Annotated in this window: 16 protein-coding genes; 2 read left to right on the top strand and 14 right to left on the bottom strand. The window is 43.1% G+C overall.

Annotated elements, in window-relative coordinates; genetic code table 11:
* The coding region (locus tag BUB35_RS10345) for a transposase (RefSeq protein WP_200777594.1) at positions 1-183 on the top strand (183 nt) is incomplete at its 5' end.
* A gap of 198 nt (positions 184-381) precedes the next feature.
* On the opposite strand, the gene pdaA is transcribed toward BUB35_RS10345, so the two are convergent.
* From pdaA to tgt, 10 genes are all read right to left on the bottom strand, one after another.
* The gene (pdaA, locus tag BUB35_RS10340; protein ID WP_072851455.1) at positions 382-1,302 is read right to left on the bottom strand and encodes a delta-lactam-biosynthetic de-N-acetylase; all 921 of its coding nucleotides are present in this window, start codon (positions 1,300-1,302) and stop codon (positions 382-384) included.
* 116 nt (positions 1,303-1,418) lie between these two features.
* A complete protein-coding gene (locus BUB35_RS10335) occupies positions 1,419-2,288 on the bottom strand; it encodes an NAD(P)-dependent oxidoreductase (RefSeq protein ID WP_072851453.1) in 870 nt (289 codons plus the stop codon).
* 57 nt (positions 2,289-2,345) lie between these two features.
* Positions 2,346-3,275, bottom strand: coding sequence for a nucleoside hydrolase (locus tag BUB35_RS10330; protein WP_072851451.1), 930 nt, complete (start codon positions 3,273-3,275; stop codon positions 2,346-2,348).
* Positions 3,272-4,213: a nucleoside hydrolase gene (locus BUB35_RS10325; RefSeq protein ID WP_072851449.1), complete on the bottom strand. Its 942-nt coding sequence runs from the start codon at positions 4,211-4,213 to the stop codon at positions 3,272-3,274. Before BUB35_RS10325 ends, BUB35_RS10330 begins: the two co-directional genes overlap by 4 nt.
* A gap of 87 nt (positions 4,214-4,300) precedes the next feature.
* On the bottom strand, positions 4,301-5,266 hold the full coding sequence (locus BUB35_RS10320) for an ABC transporter permease (protein ID WP_072851447.1): 966 nt from the start codon (positions 5,264-5,266) through the stop codon (positions 4,301-4,303).
* Positions 5,266-6,378, bottom strand: a complete 1,113-nt coding sequence (locus BUB35_RS10315; protein WP_072851445.1) for an ABC transporter permease — start codon at positions 6,376-6,378, stop codon at positions 5,266-5,268. Before BUB35_RS10315 ends, BUB35_RS10320 begins: the two co-directional genes overlap by 1 nt.
* Positions 6,368-7,933, bottom strand: coding sequence for an ABC transporter ATP-binding protein (locus tag BUB35_RS10310; protein ID WP_072851442.1), 1,566 nt, complete (start codon positions 7,931-7,933; stop codon positions 6,368-6,370). The genes BUB35_RS10315 and BUB35_RS10310 overlap by 11 nt, the downstream gene beginning before the upstream one ends.
* Positions 7,934-8,118: 185 nt before the next feature.
* Entirely contained in the window at positions 8,119-9,243 is a 1,125-nt protein-coding gene (locus BUB35_RS10305) for a BMP family ABC transporter substrate-binding protein (protein ID WP_072851440.1), read from the bottom strand.
* A gap of 297 nt (positions 9,244-9,540) precedes the next feature.
* Positions 9,541-9,987, bottom strand: a complete 447-nt coding sequence (gene yajC / locus BUB35_RS10300; RefSeq protein ID WP_072851438.1) for a preprotein translocase subunit YajC — start codon at positions 9,985-9,987, stop codon at positions 9,541-9,543.
* 82 nt (positions 9,988-10,069) lie between these two features.
* Complete coding sequence (gene tgt, locus BUB35_RS10295; protein WP_072851436.1) at positions 10,070-11,203, bottom strand: tRNA guanosine(34) transglycosylase Tgt; 1,134 nt, start codon at positions 11,201-11,203, stop codon at positions 10,070-10,072.
* Positions 11,204-11,393: 190 nt separating this feature from the next.
* Here tgt and BUB35_RS10290 point away from each other — a divergent pair, with 190 nt between their 5' ends.
* Positions 11,394-12,530: a THUMP domain-containing class I SAM-dependent RNA methyltransferase gene (locus tag BUB35_RS10290; RefSeq protein WP_072851434.1), complete on the top strand. Its 1,137-nt coding sequence runs from the start codon at positions 11,394-11,396 to the stop codon at positions 12,528-12,530.
* A gap of 299 nt (positions 12,531-12,829) precedes the next feature.
* On the opposite strand, the gene BUB35_RS10285 is transcribed toward BUB35_RS10290, so the two are convergent.
* The 4 genes from BUB35_RS10285 to BUB35_RS18540 all read right to left on the bottom strand — a co-directional run bounded on the left by BUB35_RS10285 (position 12,830) and on the right by BUB35_RS18540 (position 17,194).
* Positions 12,830-14,272, bottom strand: a complete 1,443-nt coding sequence (locus BUB35_RS10285; RefSeq protein ID WP_072851432.1) for an S-layer homology domain-containing protein — start codon at positions 14,270-14,272, stop codon at positions 12,830-12,832.
* 317 nt (positions 14,273-14,589) lie between these two features.
* On the bottom strand, positions 14,590-15,792 hold the full coding sequence (locus BUB35_RS10280) for a cation:proton antiporter (RefSeq protein ID WP_072851430.1): 1,203 nt from the start codon (positions 15,790-15,792) through the stop codon (positions 14,590-14,592).
* Between the two features lie 111 nt (positions 15,793-15,903).
* The gene (locus tag BUB35_RS18545) at positions 15,904-16,530 is read right to left on the bottom strand and encodes an MFS transporter (RefSeq protein WP_143158972.1); all 627 of its coding nucleotides are present in this window, start codon (positions 16,528-16,530) and stop codon (positions 15,904-15,906) included.
* Between the two features lie 4 nt (positions 16,531-16,534).
* On the bottom strand, positions 16,535-17,194 hold the full coding sequence (locus BUB35_RS18540) for an MFS transporter (RefSeq protein ID WP_084730646.1): 660 nt from the start codon (positions 17,192-17,194) through the stop codon (positions 16,535-16,537).
* Positions 17,195-17,197 lie beyond the last annotated feature (3 nt).

Raw genomic sequence — 17,197 nt, 5'->3', positions numbered from 1 at the left:
CATGCAAATCTGAAGTATAAATTCGGAAATAGGAATTTCTGGGCAACAGGATATTATGTAAGTACAGTCGGTTTAAATACAGCAACGATTCAAAAATATATCAGAGAACAGGAAAAACAAGATCAAATTGAAGATAAGTTGAATACAAAAGAGTATGAAGACCCTTTTAAGGGTAGCAGATAATCATACCACCAAGGCTTGAACGAAGTGAAAGCCAGCGTCATTTAGGCGCTGGCTCTTAATAAGCCCTTATAGGGCTAGTGCAAACCACGTCTTTTAGGCGTGGTTATGATTGGATTCACCAATAAATAAAGCTGGAATCCTCAAAAAGGATTCCAGCTTTATTTATTTTCTTATAACGAATTCTATTACATCAAAACATCACTGACCGATGGATGTAGCAGGGGGAAGCTGATCCAATGTCTGGAATACATACCCCTTTGCCTTCAGGTCTTTCAAAATCTGATCCAACGCTTCCGTATTGGATTGAGAAACCGCATGGAGCAGCATAATGCTACCATTATGATAATTGTTCATAACCATATCATAGGCTGCCTGTGTGCCCGGCTGATTGGCAGGGTCCCAGTCATTGTAGGCAAAGCTCCAAAAAATGGTTTTATATCCTGCTGCCTTTGTCTGTTCCAGAGAACGGATGCTGTAAACACCTTCTGGCGGACGGAAATACTTGGGCATTTCCTGACCTGTCAATTCTTTATAATACGCTGCACATCCATTGAGCTCTGCCAAAATTTGTTCATTGCTCAAGTCGGACATATTGGGATGGGACACAGAATGGTTTCCCACAATATGCCCTTCTGCGACCATTCGTTTCACCAATTCAGGCTGGTCTTCCATATAGCTTTTTGTAACAAAAAATGCCGCTTTCACATCATTGGCTTTCAGAATGTCCAGAATTTTAGAAGTATACCCATTTTCGTATCCTTCATCAAAAGTCAGATAAATAACTTTATGCTGGGTATCTCCCAGGTAATAAGCATCATAATTCCCAATGGCAATTTCATCCTGTGCAGAAGGCGGCAAATGGTCAGCATTTCTGCGGAACCACCAGGATTTTTTGTCATTGTAACCTACATTTGCCGCATTTACTGTGGGCTGTTTTGGTGTTGCAACAGGATCATAAATGGGCTGCACTTCCGGTTCTGCCGGCTCCTGCGTTTCCTGTTCTGCCACAATTGCTGTCTGTTCCTGCTGCTGTGCAGGCAAATCTGATGGCGGAACAGCACAGGTTGTCAAAGACGCATAAAGTGCTACGATGAAACCAAAGATTGAGCTCGTATCCATAGAATTCCCCCCTATCGAATTCTGTCACATTTTCAAATGCCAATGGCAATCATTTTCTAATTTGATTATAACATATCTTTCTTTTCAAAAAAAGCAAACAATCCCTGACAAAAATCTTACTTTTCTTCTCCGTAGTAATGATACAATGCCTGAGTACCAAGATTTGCCATGCCGGATTCTGCCAATTTTTCATACATTTCCAAAACAGAATTCAGCATTTTCAAATCCAGATGTACTTCCTGACTTTCTTCTACTGCAATGCGCATATCTTTGATGTAATGCTTGATGTAAAATCCAGGTGCATCGTCACCTTTTAAAATCCGTGGTGCCATATTGGTCATCTGCCAGCTGCCGGCTGCACCTGCGGAAATGCTGTCCAGCATGGTCTGCTGATCTAAGCCAACTGCTTTCGCATAAGCCAGCGCTTCGCATACACCGGAAATGGCGCCACCCAACGCAATCTGGTTTGCCATTTTTGTATGTTGACCACATCCGGCAGGGCCTTCATAAATGATGTTTGTGCCCATAGCGGCAAAAATGTCGTGGCATGCATCAAAGGCTTCCCGATCGCCGCCAACCATAATGGACAAAGTACCATTTTTTGCACCAGTATCGCCGCCGCTGACAGGCGCATCCAATGCGTGCATTTTTCTTTCCTTTGCTGCGTTGTAAATCTTCACAGACAGTTTGGGGCTGGTTGTTGTCATATCGATGAGATAAGTCCCTTCTTCCGCTGCAGAAAAAATTCCGCTTTCGCCAAAATAAACTTCTTCCACATCATTGGGAAATCCAACCATAGTAATCACTGCATCCTGCCCTTTGGCGCAGTCCGCTGCTGTATCACACCATTTTGCGCCTTTTTCCAGCAGGACTTCCGCTTTCTGTTTCGTTCTTGTATAAACGGTCAATTCATACCCTTTTTTCATCAAATTAGATGCCATGGCACATCCCATAACACCAATACCAATAAACCCAATTTTTTTCATAGAAATCTCCTCCTATCGATGCAAAAAGCGGCCTTCCATACAGAAGACCGCTCCATCTCAATATTTTTTGATCAGTTCTTTGATTTTTCCGATAAAAGCTTCTCTGTCTACATTTGTTACCACAAAAGCATTATGATCGTCAAACTGTTTATCGCTGTAAAGGTCTGTCACTGTTTTGCCAACAGTCAAAGGACCCTTTGTTTCCACACGTACGCCAGCTTCTTCTGCTGTGAACATTTCGGGATAAACGGTATAAAGCACTGCTGCGGGATCGTGGAGCGCAACACCTGCTCTGCCCCAACCGATATATTTTTCCAGACCTTTCTGCAGGACATCATGGAACAGCTTTGCCTGAGGTGTGCCAAATGCCGCAATCTCTTCCAGCTCATCCTTGGTTGCATAAGCTTTCATCGTCACATCCAGCCCACACATATGTACAGGAATACCACTGCAGAACATCATATCTGCTGCTTCTGGGTCAACATAAATGTTGAATTCTGCCGCAGGAGTCACATTGCCGCCAATGGCAGCACCGCCCATGATAACAATCTTTTTGATGAGCTTAGGCAATTCTTTATATTTTGCCAGAGCAATGCCCACATTTGTCATAGGACCAACGGCAATGAGCACCAGTTCCCCATTCAATTCTTTGGCGATACGATAAATAGCATCCCATGCTTTTTCTTCCGGCAAAACATCGTCAGGAATGGGAAGTTCTACACCGCCAAAACCATCTGCACCATGGAATTCTGCTGCTGTATGCAGTTCACGGAACATAGGCTTATCTGCGCCGCGGTAAATGGGGAAATCCGCACCAATCACACGACGTACACGTTTTGCGTTGGCTGTTGTTTTATCCAGTCCAACATTTCCCGCTACAGTTGTTACCGCGCGAATATCCAATTCCGGCATCTGGCACGCCAGCAGCAGTGCCGCGGTATCGTCCACACCGGGATCACAGTCAATGATTACAGGTATCCGATTCATGCTTTTCCCTCCCCATAAGTTGCAATTGCTTCTGCCAACAAGTCTACAAAAGCCTGACGGTCAATACCCATCAACACTTTTGCGTTAGGTGCTTTGCCAAGAGCGCCGTTAAAGTCTGCCACTGTAGCACCTTTACAGAAATCTCCGGCAGTTTCTACCTGCACATACAGATCCTGAGATTCCATGATTTCGGGACGCAGAAGTGCTGCCACTGCAACGGCATCATGTACGGGCGCACCTTCGTAGCCAAGGCTTCTATGGAACTGATAGAAAAATTCCAGCCAATCTGCTACGATAACAGCTACATGGTTGCCAAGGGCACGAATCCGTTCAAAGTCTTCCGGGAAGATCATTGCTTTTTCTGTAACATCCAGACCTGCCATGATAATAGGAATACCGGATTCAAAGACAACGGCTGCCGCTTCCGGGTCAACCAGAATATTAAATTCTGCCGCAGGTGTCCAGTTACCATACTGCACGCCTCCGCCCATAAGGGAAATTCTAGCAATCTTTTCTTTCAGTTCAGGATATGCCATCAGCAATGCAGCAACGTTTGTCAAAGGACCAGTGGGAACCAGTGTAATCGGTTCATCACTTTCCTGAATCAGTTTTGCCATCAGTGTTACTGCATCCATATCTTCCAGTTCAAAATCGGGTTCCGGCAATGCTGGACCATCCAGACCGCTTTCCCCATGCACAGTAGGTGCGATAATGGGATCAGAAATCAGTGGTCTAAGCCGTCCCATAGCAGTAGGTACATGTAAATCAATCAATGTACAGATACGCTGTGCATTATATGTTGTTTTTTCGATGGTCTGATTGCCGCATACAGATGTAACACCACGGATATCCAGCATAGGGCTGCCTTTTGCGAGAACCCATGCAATTGCGTCATCATGTCCCGGATCTCCATCCAGAATAATGGGAATTCTTTTCATAATTTTTCCTCCACATATATTTTTTTCTTTTGAAAAAGCCGGAGCGTAAAACGTTCCGACTTTTTCCAGAAACAATGTCATTTCAAATTATTTTGCTTCTGCGTTTTTCTTTTTTCCGTTATTTTTCACACGTTTTACACGTCTTACCTGTGTTGCCGCATACAAGATCAAACCGATAATGGTTGCCACATAAGGAATTGCGGATACCAGGAAGGAAGAGAAGCCCTGCATACCTTCCATCTTATTGCCAAGAGCGCTGGCAAAACCGAAGAACAGGGATGCAAACATGGTGCCAAGAGGTTCCCCTTGTCCCATAGCCTGTGCAGCCAGAGCGATGAAACCACGACCAGCAACGATACCGGTATTCCAGCTCTGAGAGTAGTACATGGACATATAAGCGCCGCCCAGACCAGACAGAGCACCGGAGATACCCAGTGCGATATACTGGATTTTCAATACACTGATACCAACGCTGTCTGCCGCATTGGAGTTTTCACCTACAGCACGAATCTGCAGACCAATAGCTGTTTTATACAGCAGCACCCAAACCAGGAAAACCAGAATGAATGCCACATAAGTCAAAATGGAATGACCAGAGAAAATAGGTCCCAAAACAGGGATGCTTTCCAAAATAGGAATATTAATCTTAGGTGTCAGCATACCAGGTGTTGTCAGGCTGGCTGTGTTCCCTTTCAGACCTGTGAACAGGTACAGCAAGAAAATGGTACCGCCTGAACCAACCAAGTTAATGGCGATCCCGGCAAGGATGATATCTGTTTTTAATTTCAAAGCAAAGATACCGATAATCAATGCCAGAATGATACCTACCACAACTGCACCAATGACGCCTACCCACCAATAGCTTGTCCAGTAAGCGAACAATACACCAAACAGTGCGGAGATCATCATAATACCTTCCAAACCGATATTAGTAACGCCAGCTTTTTCTGCTACGACCGCTGCAAGAGCTGCAAACAGAATGGGAGATGTGATACGGATAATAGAGTAACCAAAGCTTGTTGTGAAAATCATGCTAAAAATCTGTTCCAACATTATGCGTTACCCCCTTCCACTGCTGCTTCCTGCTGTTTTTTTGCAAGTTCTTCTTTTGTTTCCTTAACAACCATCTTCTGTCTTGTCTTGGACATGAACTGTTCAGCCGCGAAGAACAGGAAGATAACTGCCTGGATAATATCGATCATTTCCGCAGGTACGCTTGCATAAATAGACATCAATTCACAACCACGGTTCAGATATGCAATGAACAATGCTGCAAAAGGAATTGCCAAAGGATTGTTCTTTGCCAGAATAGCAACGGTGATACCTGTCCAACCATAGCCAGGCAGATCTTTCCACAGGAATGTGTTGTATCTGCCCAATACTTCGATGGCACCGCCCATACCACTCAGTACGCCGCCGATTACCTGAGAAAGGACAATTACGCCACCAACTCTCATACCGGAGTATTTGGAGAAAGATTCATTGATACCGATCATACGGATGGTGTAGCCCCAACGTGTACGATACATGAAGAAACCTACCAGGATTGTTGCAATGATCGCAATGACAAAGCCCCATGTCAGTTCGGTACCGGGTACCATTTTTGCAACCTTCGCTGTTTCCAGGAAAGGATATGTCTGTGTAGAGCCCTGGCTTCTGTCTGCAAATACGTTGCTCAGGAAGTGCATGATAACATACAACACAACGTAGTTCAGCATCAGGGAGCAAACCATTTCACTGGCATTCAGTTTCACTTTCGCGATAGCAGGGATCAGCATCAGCAGACCGCCTACAACAGCGCCAACCAGGATACATACTACTGGATGCAGACCAGCTGCCATAGGTACATAAATTGCCAGCAGAGCTGCTACGAAACCACCTGCCATTACAGTACCTTCACCTGCAAGGTTGAACTGGTTTGCAGAGAACATAACGCAAACCGCCAGACCAGTAAAGATAATGGGTGTCATGCGTCCCAAAATTGTTAAAATAGATGAAACGTTCAATGCGCCATTGCTGATGATAGGACGAATCAGCAAACAGTTCAGCGCTTTTGCCGGATCATCCGCACAAATGAAAATAAATATGAATGCTACGGCAATGGCAATGGCAATGGCCACAAAGCCGCGCATGAATTCAAACTTCAGCTTTTGTTTATTCCCCATGCTGAACCCTCCTTACTTCTTCATCGCTCTGCTGTTTCAAGCCCAGCATATATTCACCCATGACTGCGTCAGTCAGAGATGTTGTATCTTCAAAATATGCTGCGATGCCGCCATTGTACATAATGATCAAGCTATCAGACAATTCCATAACTTCATTCAGGTCGGCAGATACCAGCAAAACAGCTGCGCCTGCACGGCTCAGTTCTACCAGTTTTTTCCGAATGAATTCTGTAGCGCCGACGTCAATGCCTCGTGTAGGCTGGTCGGCAATGATCAAAATAGGGTCTGCGGAGAATTCTCTTGCTACGACAACTTTCTGAATATTACCACCGGAAAGCATGCCTACCTGCTGATTTCTGCTCTTACAAAGGACTTTATAGTCTTTGATGAGCTGGTCACTGTCCTCATGCATTTTCTTCATGTTGAACAAAGGACCATTGTTGTATTTGTTATCAGCAGAACGGTCACTCATAAGGTTTTCTTCAATGGTTGCTGTTCCAGCCATACCGAATGTCATACGGTCTTCTGGAATCAGGGAAACGCCCAGATCACGAATCTTGCGCTGAGGCTGACCAATGACGCTCTGACCGTTTACGGTAGCAGTACCGCTATCAGGAGTATTCAGATTGAACAGCATATCTACCAGTTCTCTCTGACCATTGCCTTCTACGCCGGCAATCCCCAGAATTTCGCCTTTGCGCACGTCAAAGGAAAGCTTATTGAGCATTTTCTTATTCCATTCATTGGTATATTCCAAATCACGTACACGAAGTACCACGTCTGTGGGCTGTGCCTGATCTTTTTCCACTGTCAGGATAACATCACGACCAACCATCAGTCGAGAAATTTCTTCTTTGGAAATATCCGCTGTCTGGTAAACACCCATGGATTTCCCGCTGCGCATGATAGTCAAGCGGTCTGTGATCTGCTTGATTTCATGGAGCTTATGAGAAATAAAGATCATGGTGTAACCCTGTTCTTTTAAGTGAATCAGTTCTTTGAACAGTTCTTCTGTTTCCTGTGTAGTCAATACCGCTGTGGGTTCGTCCAGGATCAGGATTTTCGCACCACGTACCAGTGCTTTCAAAATTTCTACTTTCTGTTTCATCCCTACAGGGATATCTCTGACTTTCGCATTGGGATCTACATGCAGATTATACTTTTTCGCATATTCTTCCGTAATCTCAACAGCTTTCTTATAGTCCATAAACATACCCTTATGTTTCGGTTCCATGCCCAGGACCATATTTTCCGCTACGGTCAGATTGGGTACCAGCATAAAGTGCTGATGTACCATACCGATTCCTTTGGAAATCGCTACAGTAGGTGATGTGAGAGAAACTTTTTCTCCATTTACATAAATTTCACCTTCTGTGGGCTGTTCCAAACCGAACAGCATTTTCATCAGTGTGGATTTACCCGCACCATTTTCGCCCATCAGAGCATGAATTTCTCCTCGTTTGACGTTAAAATCAACACCCTGATTGGCAGCAATACCATTGGGATAAACCTTGGTAATTCCCTTCATTTGCACAACGTATTCATTGTCAGCCATAATCGGGTCCCCTCCTTCTATATCGTCTGCATCATTGGCAAAGATTCTGCATCTTCAAAAAGTCTTTTCTGCACTGGGCAACTAAAAGATTTTTTCAATCTGCAGAGGTACTATGAAAAAAAAGGGGGCTGTTCAGCCCCCTTAGTTTTTGATTATTTTCAGCGAACTTATGGTTTCGTATGAAATTAAGGTCTTACAGATTCTCTCAGTTCTACAACTGCGTTTGTTGTATCGCCGATAGCGGTAGGAACTTCAACTTCGCCATTTGTAACAGCTGCAACAGTTGCATCAACTGTTTCTTTTACGCTGTCAGGAGAAATCTTGTCATAGTTCTTGTCTGTTACCAGACCAACGCCGCCTTCATTGATACCGATCAGGATATGCTGACCCCAGTATTCGTTGCCTGCATCCCATTCATCGAAGAACCATACCAGAGAGTCGCCGATGTTTTTCAGACCGGATGTCAGAGTGATAGCAGCCATTTCAGCGGAGAATGTGGATTCCTGGTCAGAGTCAACGCCGATGAAATATGCTTTACCTGTTTCCAGACATGCTTCTGCAGCGCCGTTACCAGCGTTACCAGCTACACCCCAGATGATATCACAGTTGTTGTCGTTGATCATGGATTCTGCAAGTTCTTTGCCTTTTGCAGGATCGATGTAGTTACCAATATATCTTGTATCAACTTTGATGTCAGGATTTATAGACTGTGCACCCAGAATGTAACCATACAGGAAGTCGTTGATTACGGGGCTGTCTACGCCGCCAACAAAACCGATAACTGCATCTTCGTTGATTTTTTCAACGTCTGTAGCTGTTGTCATAGCTGCTGCATAAGCACCTACCATGTAACCCAGGTCGTTCTGTGCATAGCTCAGATTTACTACGTTAGGCAGTTCGTATGTTGTGTCATCATAGATCAGGTATTTCTGATCAGGATATTTTTCGGATACGTTTTTCAGATATTCAGGCATCTGGAAAGTACCAACAACGATCAGGTCATATTCGCCGGAAGCAGAAACTTCATCCAAATAACCCTGCCATTTTGCTTCATCTTCTGTTGTACCGCCCATTTCAATGGTTGTGTAAGTAATTCTGCCGGCATCCTGCAGTTCTTTCAGACCTGCTTCTGCAGAGTCAAAGAAAGATTTGTCACCCAGGTTACCGTTTACCAGGTTGCAGACATTGTAAACTTTTCCGTCACCAGTATCTGCTGTTTCAGTGGTTGTTGTGTCGCCGCCGCCACCACAGCCTGCCAACATGGCAACTGTCAGAGCGGAAGTCAGCAACAGAGAAAGCAATTTCTTCATAGTCGATCTCCCTTTCTTGTTATAAAATTGGACTAAACAGGAATGATTGCCCATGACATGGACAACATATCCGTTTTCAGTTTACAATATCTATCCATTATTGTCAATAAAATAACCCGACTATACCCGCGTTTTGTAAACTATATACAAAAAAAATGTATTATTTTTGAAAAATTGAATATTGTATTCATTCTGCAAAAATACATATGTCGTCATAACACAAACAAAAAAGCAGATGTATTGCTTTTTCTTGCAACACATCTGCTGATTTTTACCAGTTTGATTTTCAAAAAATCATTAGCCTCTTCTGAAAAGACCTTTTTTCTTGGGCTTTTCTTCTTCAGGAGGTGCTTCATTTGTCATATTGGGTTCTCTCTTGCCGTAAACTTCGCCTCTTGCAACAGGAACACGCACGCCTTTGTTCAGACCGAATTCGATGATGAAGCAGTCGTAAGTTGTGTCAACAACTTTACCGTACATCCCTGCATTTGTTACAACCATGTCACCAATCTGAATCGCATTTCTCTGTTCTGCCAGAGCCTTTTCTCTTTTCTGAGTAGGTCTGAAGGACAGGAAATACATAATAATTACCAGTGCTACGCAGTAGAAGATAACCAGTGTGATGCCATTCATGTTACCAAACAAGCCGCCGCTTGCCTGCTGTGTGCTCTGTGTTGCTGCTTCGCCGCTACCGGAAGAAACGGTAGTGCTGACGTCCAGCAAAAATGCTGTTAAGCTGTTCATTTCCTTCTCTCCTAACGTTGTTAAATTCTGAAAAACACAGTAAAAATATTATATCCGAGTTTTGAAAACACGTCAAGCCTTCTTACATACCGTTTCTGCGAAAGCCTTCCAGTTTTTCTTTTTTGTACTGAGGGAAACGGTCTTCGTCCATTGCCTGACGGATTTCTTCCATCATAGTATTGAAGAAATGCAAATTATGCAGAACGCACAGACGCATTGCCAGCATTTCTTTTGCTTTGAACAAATGACGAATATAGGCTCTGGAATATCTGGAGCAAGCAGGACAAGTACATGTTTCGTCGATGGGTCTTTCATCCAGCTCATATTTTGCATTCATCAGATTCAGTTTGCCTGCATTGGTATAAACATGTGCATGTCTGCCGTTTCTGGAAGGCAGGACACAGTCAAAGAAGTCCACACCACGTTCCACCGCTTCCAGAATATTTTCCGGTGTGCCAACACCCATCAGATAGGTAGGTTTGTTCTGAGGCAGATAAGGCACCACTTCTTCAATGATGTGGTACATTTCTGCATGAGATTCCCCTACTGCCAGACCGCCGATAGCATAGCCGTCCAAGTCCATTTCTGCAATACGCTTTGCATGTTCAATACGGATATCTTCATAAGTTGCACCCTGATTGATACCAAAGAGCATCTGCTGTTTATTGATGGTATCATCCAGAGAGTTCAAGCGTGCCATTTCCTTTTTGCAGCGTTCCAACCAGCGTGTGGTACGGGCTACGGAATTTTCTACATAAGTACGTTCCGCAGGAATACCAATGCATTCATCGAATGCCATAGCAATGGTAGAACCCAGATTAGACTGAATGCGCATGCTTTCTTCGGGACCCATAAAGATTTTTCTGCCATCTACATGGGAGCTGAAGTAAACGCCTTCTTCCGTGATTTTCCGCAGTGTGGTCAGGGAAAACACCTGAAATCCGCCGGAGTCAGTCAGAATGGGCTTGTCCCAAACCATAAATTTATGAAGACCACCTAGTTTTTTGATGATCTCATCACCAGGACGCACATGCAGATGATAAGTATTGGACAATTCCACCTGACATTTTACTCTTTCCAAGTCCTCTGTGGAAAGGGCACCTTTGATGGCTGCAATAGTCCCTACGTTCATGAATACCGGTGTTTGAATGACACCATGAGGAGTATGGAATTCCCCTCGTTTTGCTCTGCCGCAAGTTTTTAATAATTTATACATATCTTACCTCATTTCCGCTCAAGTTTTATCTGTACTATCATATCTTGTTTTCCATGGAAATTCAAGAATTTTTCCTGCATTCATACCATTTTTCCCGGAAAAGCCGGCAGTGCCGCCCTTGACACACCCCTTTGCTGTGCTTTATCATAATAAGGTAAGAATACAATCAGATATGAAACGGAGAATTACTATGTCTATCAATTTGATCGCAACAACTACATTCGGTCTGGAAGCCGTTGTGAAACGGGAATGTCAGGCTCTTGGATTTGAAAATATCAAAACATCTGACGGGAAAGTAGAATTTACTGGCACAGAAGCCGATATCGTGAAAGCCAACATGTGGCTGCGCTGTGCAGGACGTGTCTGGGTAAAAATGGGTACATTCAAGGCAGTTACTTTTACAGAGCTTTTCGACCAGACAAAAGCACTGCCCTGGGCAGACTGGATTCCTGAGGACGGCAAATTTACTGTTGTCGGTAAATCTGTAAAATCTACCCTGTTCAGCGTATCTGACTGTCAGGCAATCGTCAAAAAAGCCGTTGTAGAAAAGCTGAAACAAACTTATCACACGGACTGGTTCGATGAAACAGGTGCCTCCTACACCATTCAGGTAGGCATTTTGAAAGACGTTGTTACCCTTGCCATTGATACCAGCGGTTCCGGTCTGCACATGCGCGGATACCGTGCAAACGCACTGGATGCGCCTTTGAAAGAAACACTGGCTTCTGCCATGATCCAGCTTAGCTACTGGCGGAAAAACCGCATTCTGCTGGACCCTTTCTGCGGTTCCGGCACCATTCCCATCGAAGCTGCCATGATTGCCCGGAACATTGCCCCCGGTATCCATCGCAAATTTGCTTCTGAAGAATGGGAACGCATTGGCAAAGACCTGTGGAAAAAAGCCCGTGTAGAAGCATATCAGGCAATCGACTATGATGTTATGCCCGAAATCTACGGCAGTGATATTGACCCGGATGCCATTGAACTGGCAAAAGCCAATGCGGAAAAAGCCGGCGTGGATGACTGCATCACCTTTGAAGTAAAACCATGCCAGGAAATTGTATTGCCCGGGAAATATGGCGTCATGATTACCAACCCTCCTTATGGCGAACGTATCGGCGAATTGAAGGAAGTGGAAAACATGTACCGTGCTTTGGGTGGCATCATGAAAGAAAACCCCACTTGGTCCACTTACCTTATCACTTCCATGGAATACTTTGAATCTCTCTTTGGCAGAAAAGCCGATCGGAAGCGGAAACTGTTCAATGGTCGCATCAAAACAGACTACTACCAGTTCGAAGGTCCCAGACCTCCCAAAAATCTGTAATATTTCAACATAAATAAAGGCATTGTGACTTCTTTCCATGGAATCGCAATGCCTTTTCATTTTCAAATAAAAAAACCTCATTAGAGGCATCTTCATAAGAAAACAAAGAAAGCCAAAACCCTTATGATTACAAAGGATTTTGGCTTTCTTATTTTTTGAAGATTTAATTTGTTATGCTTTCTTATGAAGACAGCCATCTCAATCTCCCTTAAGAAATCAAGAAAAGGAAAATCAATGTTTTCTTAAGGGGAAGTTGCTTTGGGAAAATGAGGTCTTTTTCTTCTGACTGAAAGTGCTTTTTATCCGTTACACAGATCAATGGTCAGATACAGGACTTTGCCGTCATTTGCAACGCCAATACCTGCCTGTGTCATGGTGCTATCCATGATGCTGTTGTGTTTCGCAGCAGTACGGAGCAATTCTGTATAAAGTTGTACCACATCACCGCGTGTGGTTGCAATGACTTCCGAAGCAGTATGGAACTGCACATTGTTTTCCATCATACGCTGGAAGGGTGTCTTTCCGTCTTTGCTTTTATAATCAAAATATTTTTCTTTGACCATTTCTGTACTATGGGCAGATGCAGTCTGGTCTAAGCCTTCGTTTTCCGTTAAGGCTGCCAGCCCCGCTTCTTGTCTCTGGATATTGATGATTTCCAGCAGTTCTTTTTCAATGTCAGTTTTCTGTGCACCACTCAAAGAACCAGTCAAGGCATCTTTTGATACAAATTCCTTTGTCTGCAAGAGCAATCCACAAATCTGATTTTCATAATCCAGAGGAATTCTGGCAGAAGCATATTCCCCATTCAATACTGCACAATGATCCACATTACTGATGCTATCCACATGAGATGCATCATTCAGCACTGTCCCACCTTGAATTCCTTGATACTGGAACTTGCTGGATGGTGTGAAAAATTCCACAGCAGCATCATTTTCAAATGTTACCCAGAAATATCCATCCCCTGCGTAAATATAGCGATCCAAACCATAGACTGTTTCGTCAATTCGTGTGGGAGCGCCAAATGTTGCCTGCACTTCTTCAATTGTCTGTCCCAATGTCAGCTCTTTACCGTTAATGGCAACTGTTTTTGCCATTAACGCGTCGCCTTTGGGTACAGAAGTACCACTCTGTACGCCTTCATAAAAGGTATAGGCACTCAGAAACGCAGTGACTGCTTCCTGTACTTTCAATGTATTTTTGGGGGCAAATGTTCCGTTCTGATAGCCAGAGATCAAACCGGCTCCATAAGCCTTATCAATATAAGATACTGTTGTTGCGCTGATGTTTTTGGTATCTGTAAATGGATTTTTCTTTGCATACAGGGACATATCAACGCCAACTTTTTCCAATGTACGCACCAGCATGATTGCCATCTGTTCTCTTGTCAGTGGATTTTCCGGCGCAAATGTTCCAGGTTCCACACCAGCAATGATGCCCAACCCATACGCTTTTAATGCTGCTGGTTCATCGCAGTCGGAAAAAGGATTTTCTTTCGGCATAGGCGCTGTTGTGCCTGTTACTTTTTCATAAAAAGCCACCGCAATTTCACTGAATTCTACTCTTGTCATGGTATCCTGTGCCTGCTGAAGCAAAGGTGCTGTAATCAATTGCAAAGAATATGCCTGTTCCATATGAGGCACTGCCCAAGGGGAAGCATTGGTCGAAACTGCCCCGAAGGCTGTAAAACAAACACTGACAGACAGCAGTGCTGTTACGGCTACACCTACCAGCCGTTTCATACAATCATCTCCTTTACGAAATTGTGAAGAAATGTTTACAAAATTATGAACCGTTTTATTATAACCATATTTCTGCCTTTTGGCAAGCAAAATCCCCAAAAAGGTGCATTCTAAAAAAATTTTAATTTAGGAAAGCAGCATTTTCACTAATTTCTGTAAGAGGAATTGGGATAGTGCTCTTCAAAAAAACACAGCATATAAACTCCTAATAAAAAAGAAAGCCAGAAACCTTTGTTTATAAGGATTCCAGCTTTCTTTCTTTTTTCTATGATTTTATCCAGTCTGCTTTTGCAATTCCTTTTTATGTGTCTTTTTCATCACCTTGCTACAATAGCATCCACCTGTTTTTGCTCCTTCATATAAACAACTGCCTTCAAAAGAATAGGCGTTATCAAAGTAGTAACGATAACCACCAACACGATGGCAGGGAATAACGTTGGCGAAATAAGTCCTGCCTGTTCCCCCTTTTGTGCTACAATCAGTGCAACCTCACCACGAGAAATCATTCCAACGCCAATGGCAAGGGAATCCATGTTGGAAAAGCCACAAATTTTTGCCCCAAGACCACATCCAACAATTTTAGACAATATGGCAACAATCAACAAGGCAAGCGTAAATAATATCAATTCTTGGGACATTCCTGTAATAACAGTCTTAATCCCTATGCTTGCAAAAAATATTGGGGTAAAAAACATATAAGATGTAATATTGATTTTAGAAGCAATGTAGGATTTTGTTTCTGTAACATTGCAAAGGATCAAACCTGCAAAATAGGTTCCTGTAATATCTGCAACTCCAAAATAAACTTCTGAAATGTAGGACAGAAGCAAACAAAATGCCACAGCATAAATTGCCACTCTTCTTTTCGTTCCGTATACGATTTCCAACTTGCGGAACAGACGAAATACAAAAAAGCCGCAAACTGCAATAAATACAAAGAACAATAAGATCTTCAGCAATACCACCATAATATCTACTCCGGGAACTGTGAAACTGGTTATCACTGTCAATGCAATAATGCCCAAAATATCGTCAATAATGGCTGCACCCAAGATCGATGTTCCCATTTTGCCTTTTAACTTGCCCATCTCGCGCAAAGTTTCCACGGTAATACTTACAGATGTTGCCGTTAATACGATACCTACAAAAGCACTTTCCAAAAAAATCATTGTATCTGGTCTTTGACCATGGAAAAATAGATAATATGTTAAAAATCCACTTCCCAATGGGATCAGTACTCCTACAAAAGCAATGATCACTGAAGACTTTCCTGTCGCTTTCAAGCCATCAAAATCTGTATCTAAGCCAGCCAAAAACATCAAAAAGATTACGCCGATTTCTGCCGACTTCGTCAAAAAATCCGTTTCATGCAATATATTCAAACAACTCGGACCCAATAACACCCCGACCAATAATGCGCCAACAACCTGTGGCATATTTACCTTTCGGGACAGCAAACTGAATATTTTAGTAGAAAGCAATATAATTGCAACAAATAACAAAAAATCATAAGATTCCATAACACAAACCTCCTTACTTTTTCGATTTCTTTGGGCACATATGATAGGAAAAAGACTTTTGTATGAAACAAAAGTCTTTTTTTCGCATTGTATTCTATTAATAAATTCAATTTATTCTGCTTCTGCTACTGCACACACATTTTGAGAATTTTTCTTTTTGATATGCAGAATCTTCAGCGCTGCCAGTGCGCCAATCACCAGAACGACTGCCTGGAAGATAAACATATAAGTATATGCCTGTGTTCCTAAAGTATCCAGCCAATAGCCAAACAGTGTAAACTGGAACAGGTCAGGAGAAAAACCTACCGCTGCTGCAATCCCAATTGTAGATGCAGTCAAGTTTCTAGATACACCCGCTTCTGTAATCGTAGCATAATAAGCCCCGCGTCCGATGTATACTGCTGCGGACATAATCAATGTCAGCGCAATCAGCAGCTGTGCTGCTACACCTGCATCTGCAACCAGCAGATAACCTAAGCCCAAAATACCAATTGCATATACACCCAACAGCACTTTGGAAGGAGACCCCACTTTATCAGTCAGGATACCGCCAATGGGTGCGCCCAGCAGAGTCATACCATGCTGTCTTAAAATCGCAACGCCGCCGGAGAATGTAACTGCAACACCCAATACATCTGTGAAGTACGGTGTGAAATAAGTCAATGTTGTCAGGAAGGAATAAACTGCGAAGATAGAGATTGCAACCAGCCAAGTTGCAGGCTGTTTCATAATCATCAAGAAGTCAGCAACCACATTTGTTTTCTTTTTTTACTTTAGCTTCTGCTGCTTTTTTCGCACGTTCTGCCGCAATTTTTTCTTTGGGATTATCCAATACGATCATAGCAATCCCTGTCAATACAAAGGAAAGTACCGCAATACTGATCATAGCTGCTTTCAGACCTGCAACGCCTTCCATAAATTTCATGTAGAAAACCATCATTACCGCATTGAAAACAATGTTGAAAATACCGATACATGTTTCATTCATACCGAAGATTTTGCCCTGGTTTTCGTCTGTTGTCAAATCACGGATCATCTTGATATGTGTTGGATAGTTCATCAGCAGGCTGGCAATGGCAAAACCAATCCACATCAATACAGCCATGAAATATGTAGGATACATTACGAAAATAAGAGTAAAAATACCGTTCAAAAGCACGGAACCTACATAAATATACTTATAGTTGAATCGGTCAGCAATCCAACCACCGATAGGTGCGCCAAATACATTCCCGAATCCATAGATCGTAATCAACAGACCCATCTGTGTATTGGTTGCATTCATAAACTGCTGAAAAGGATCATACCAGATATACTGGATAAACGGAATGATATATACGATGGACCAACATGCGCCCAGCACCAACAGAGTAATTGGCAGCTTTAATGATTTCTTTTCCATACA

Origin of the sequence: Anaerotignum lactatifermentans DSM 14214 (assembly GCF_900142265.1) — a bacterium.
GTDB lineage: Bacteria > Bacillota > Clostridia > Lachnospirales > Anaerotignaceae > Anaerotignum > Anaerotignum lactatifermentans.
Note: the sequence above shows the minus strand (reverse complement) of the source record. Positions and strands in the feature narration are given on the sequence as shown.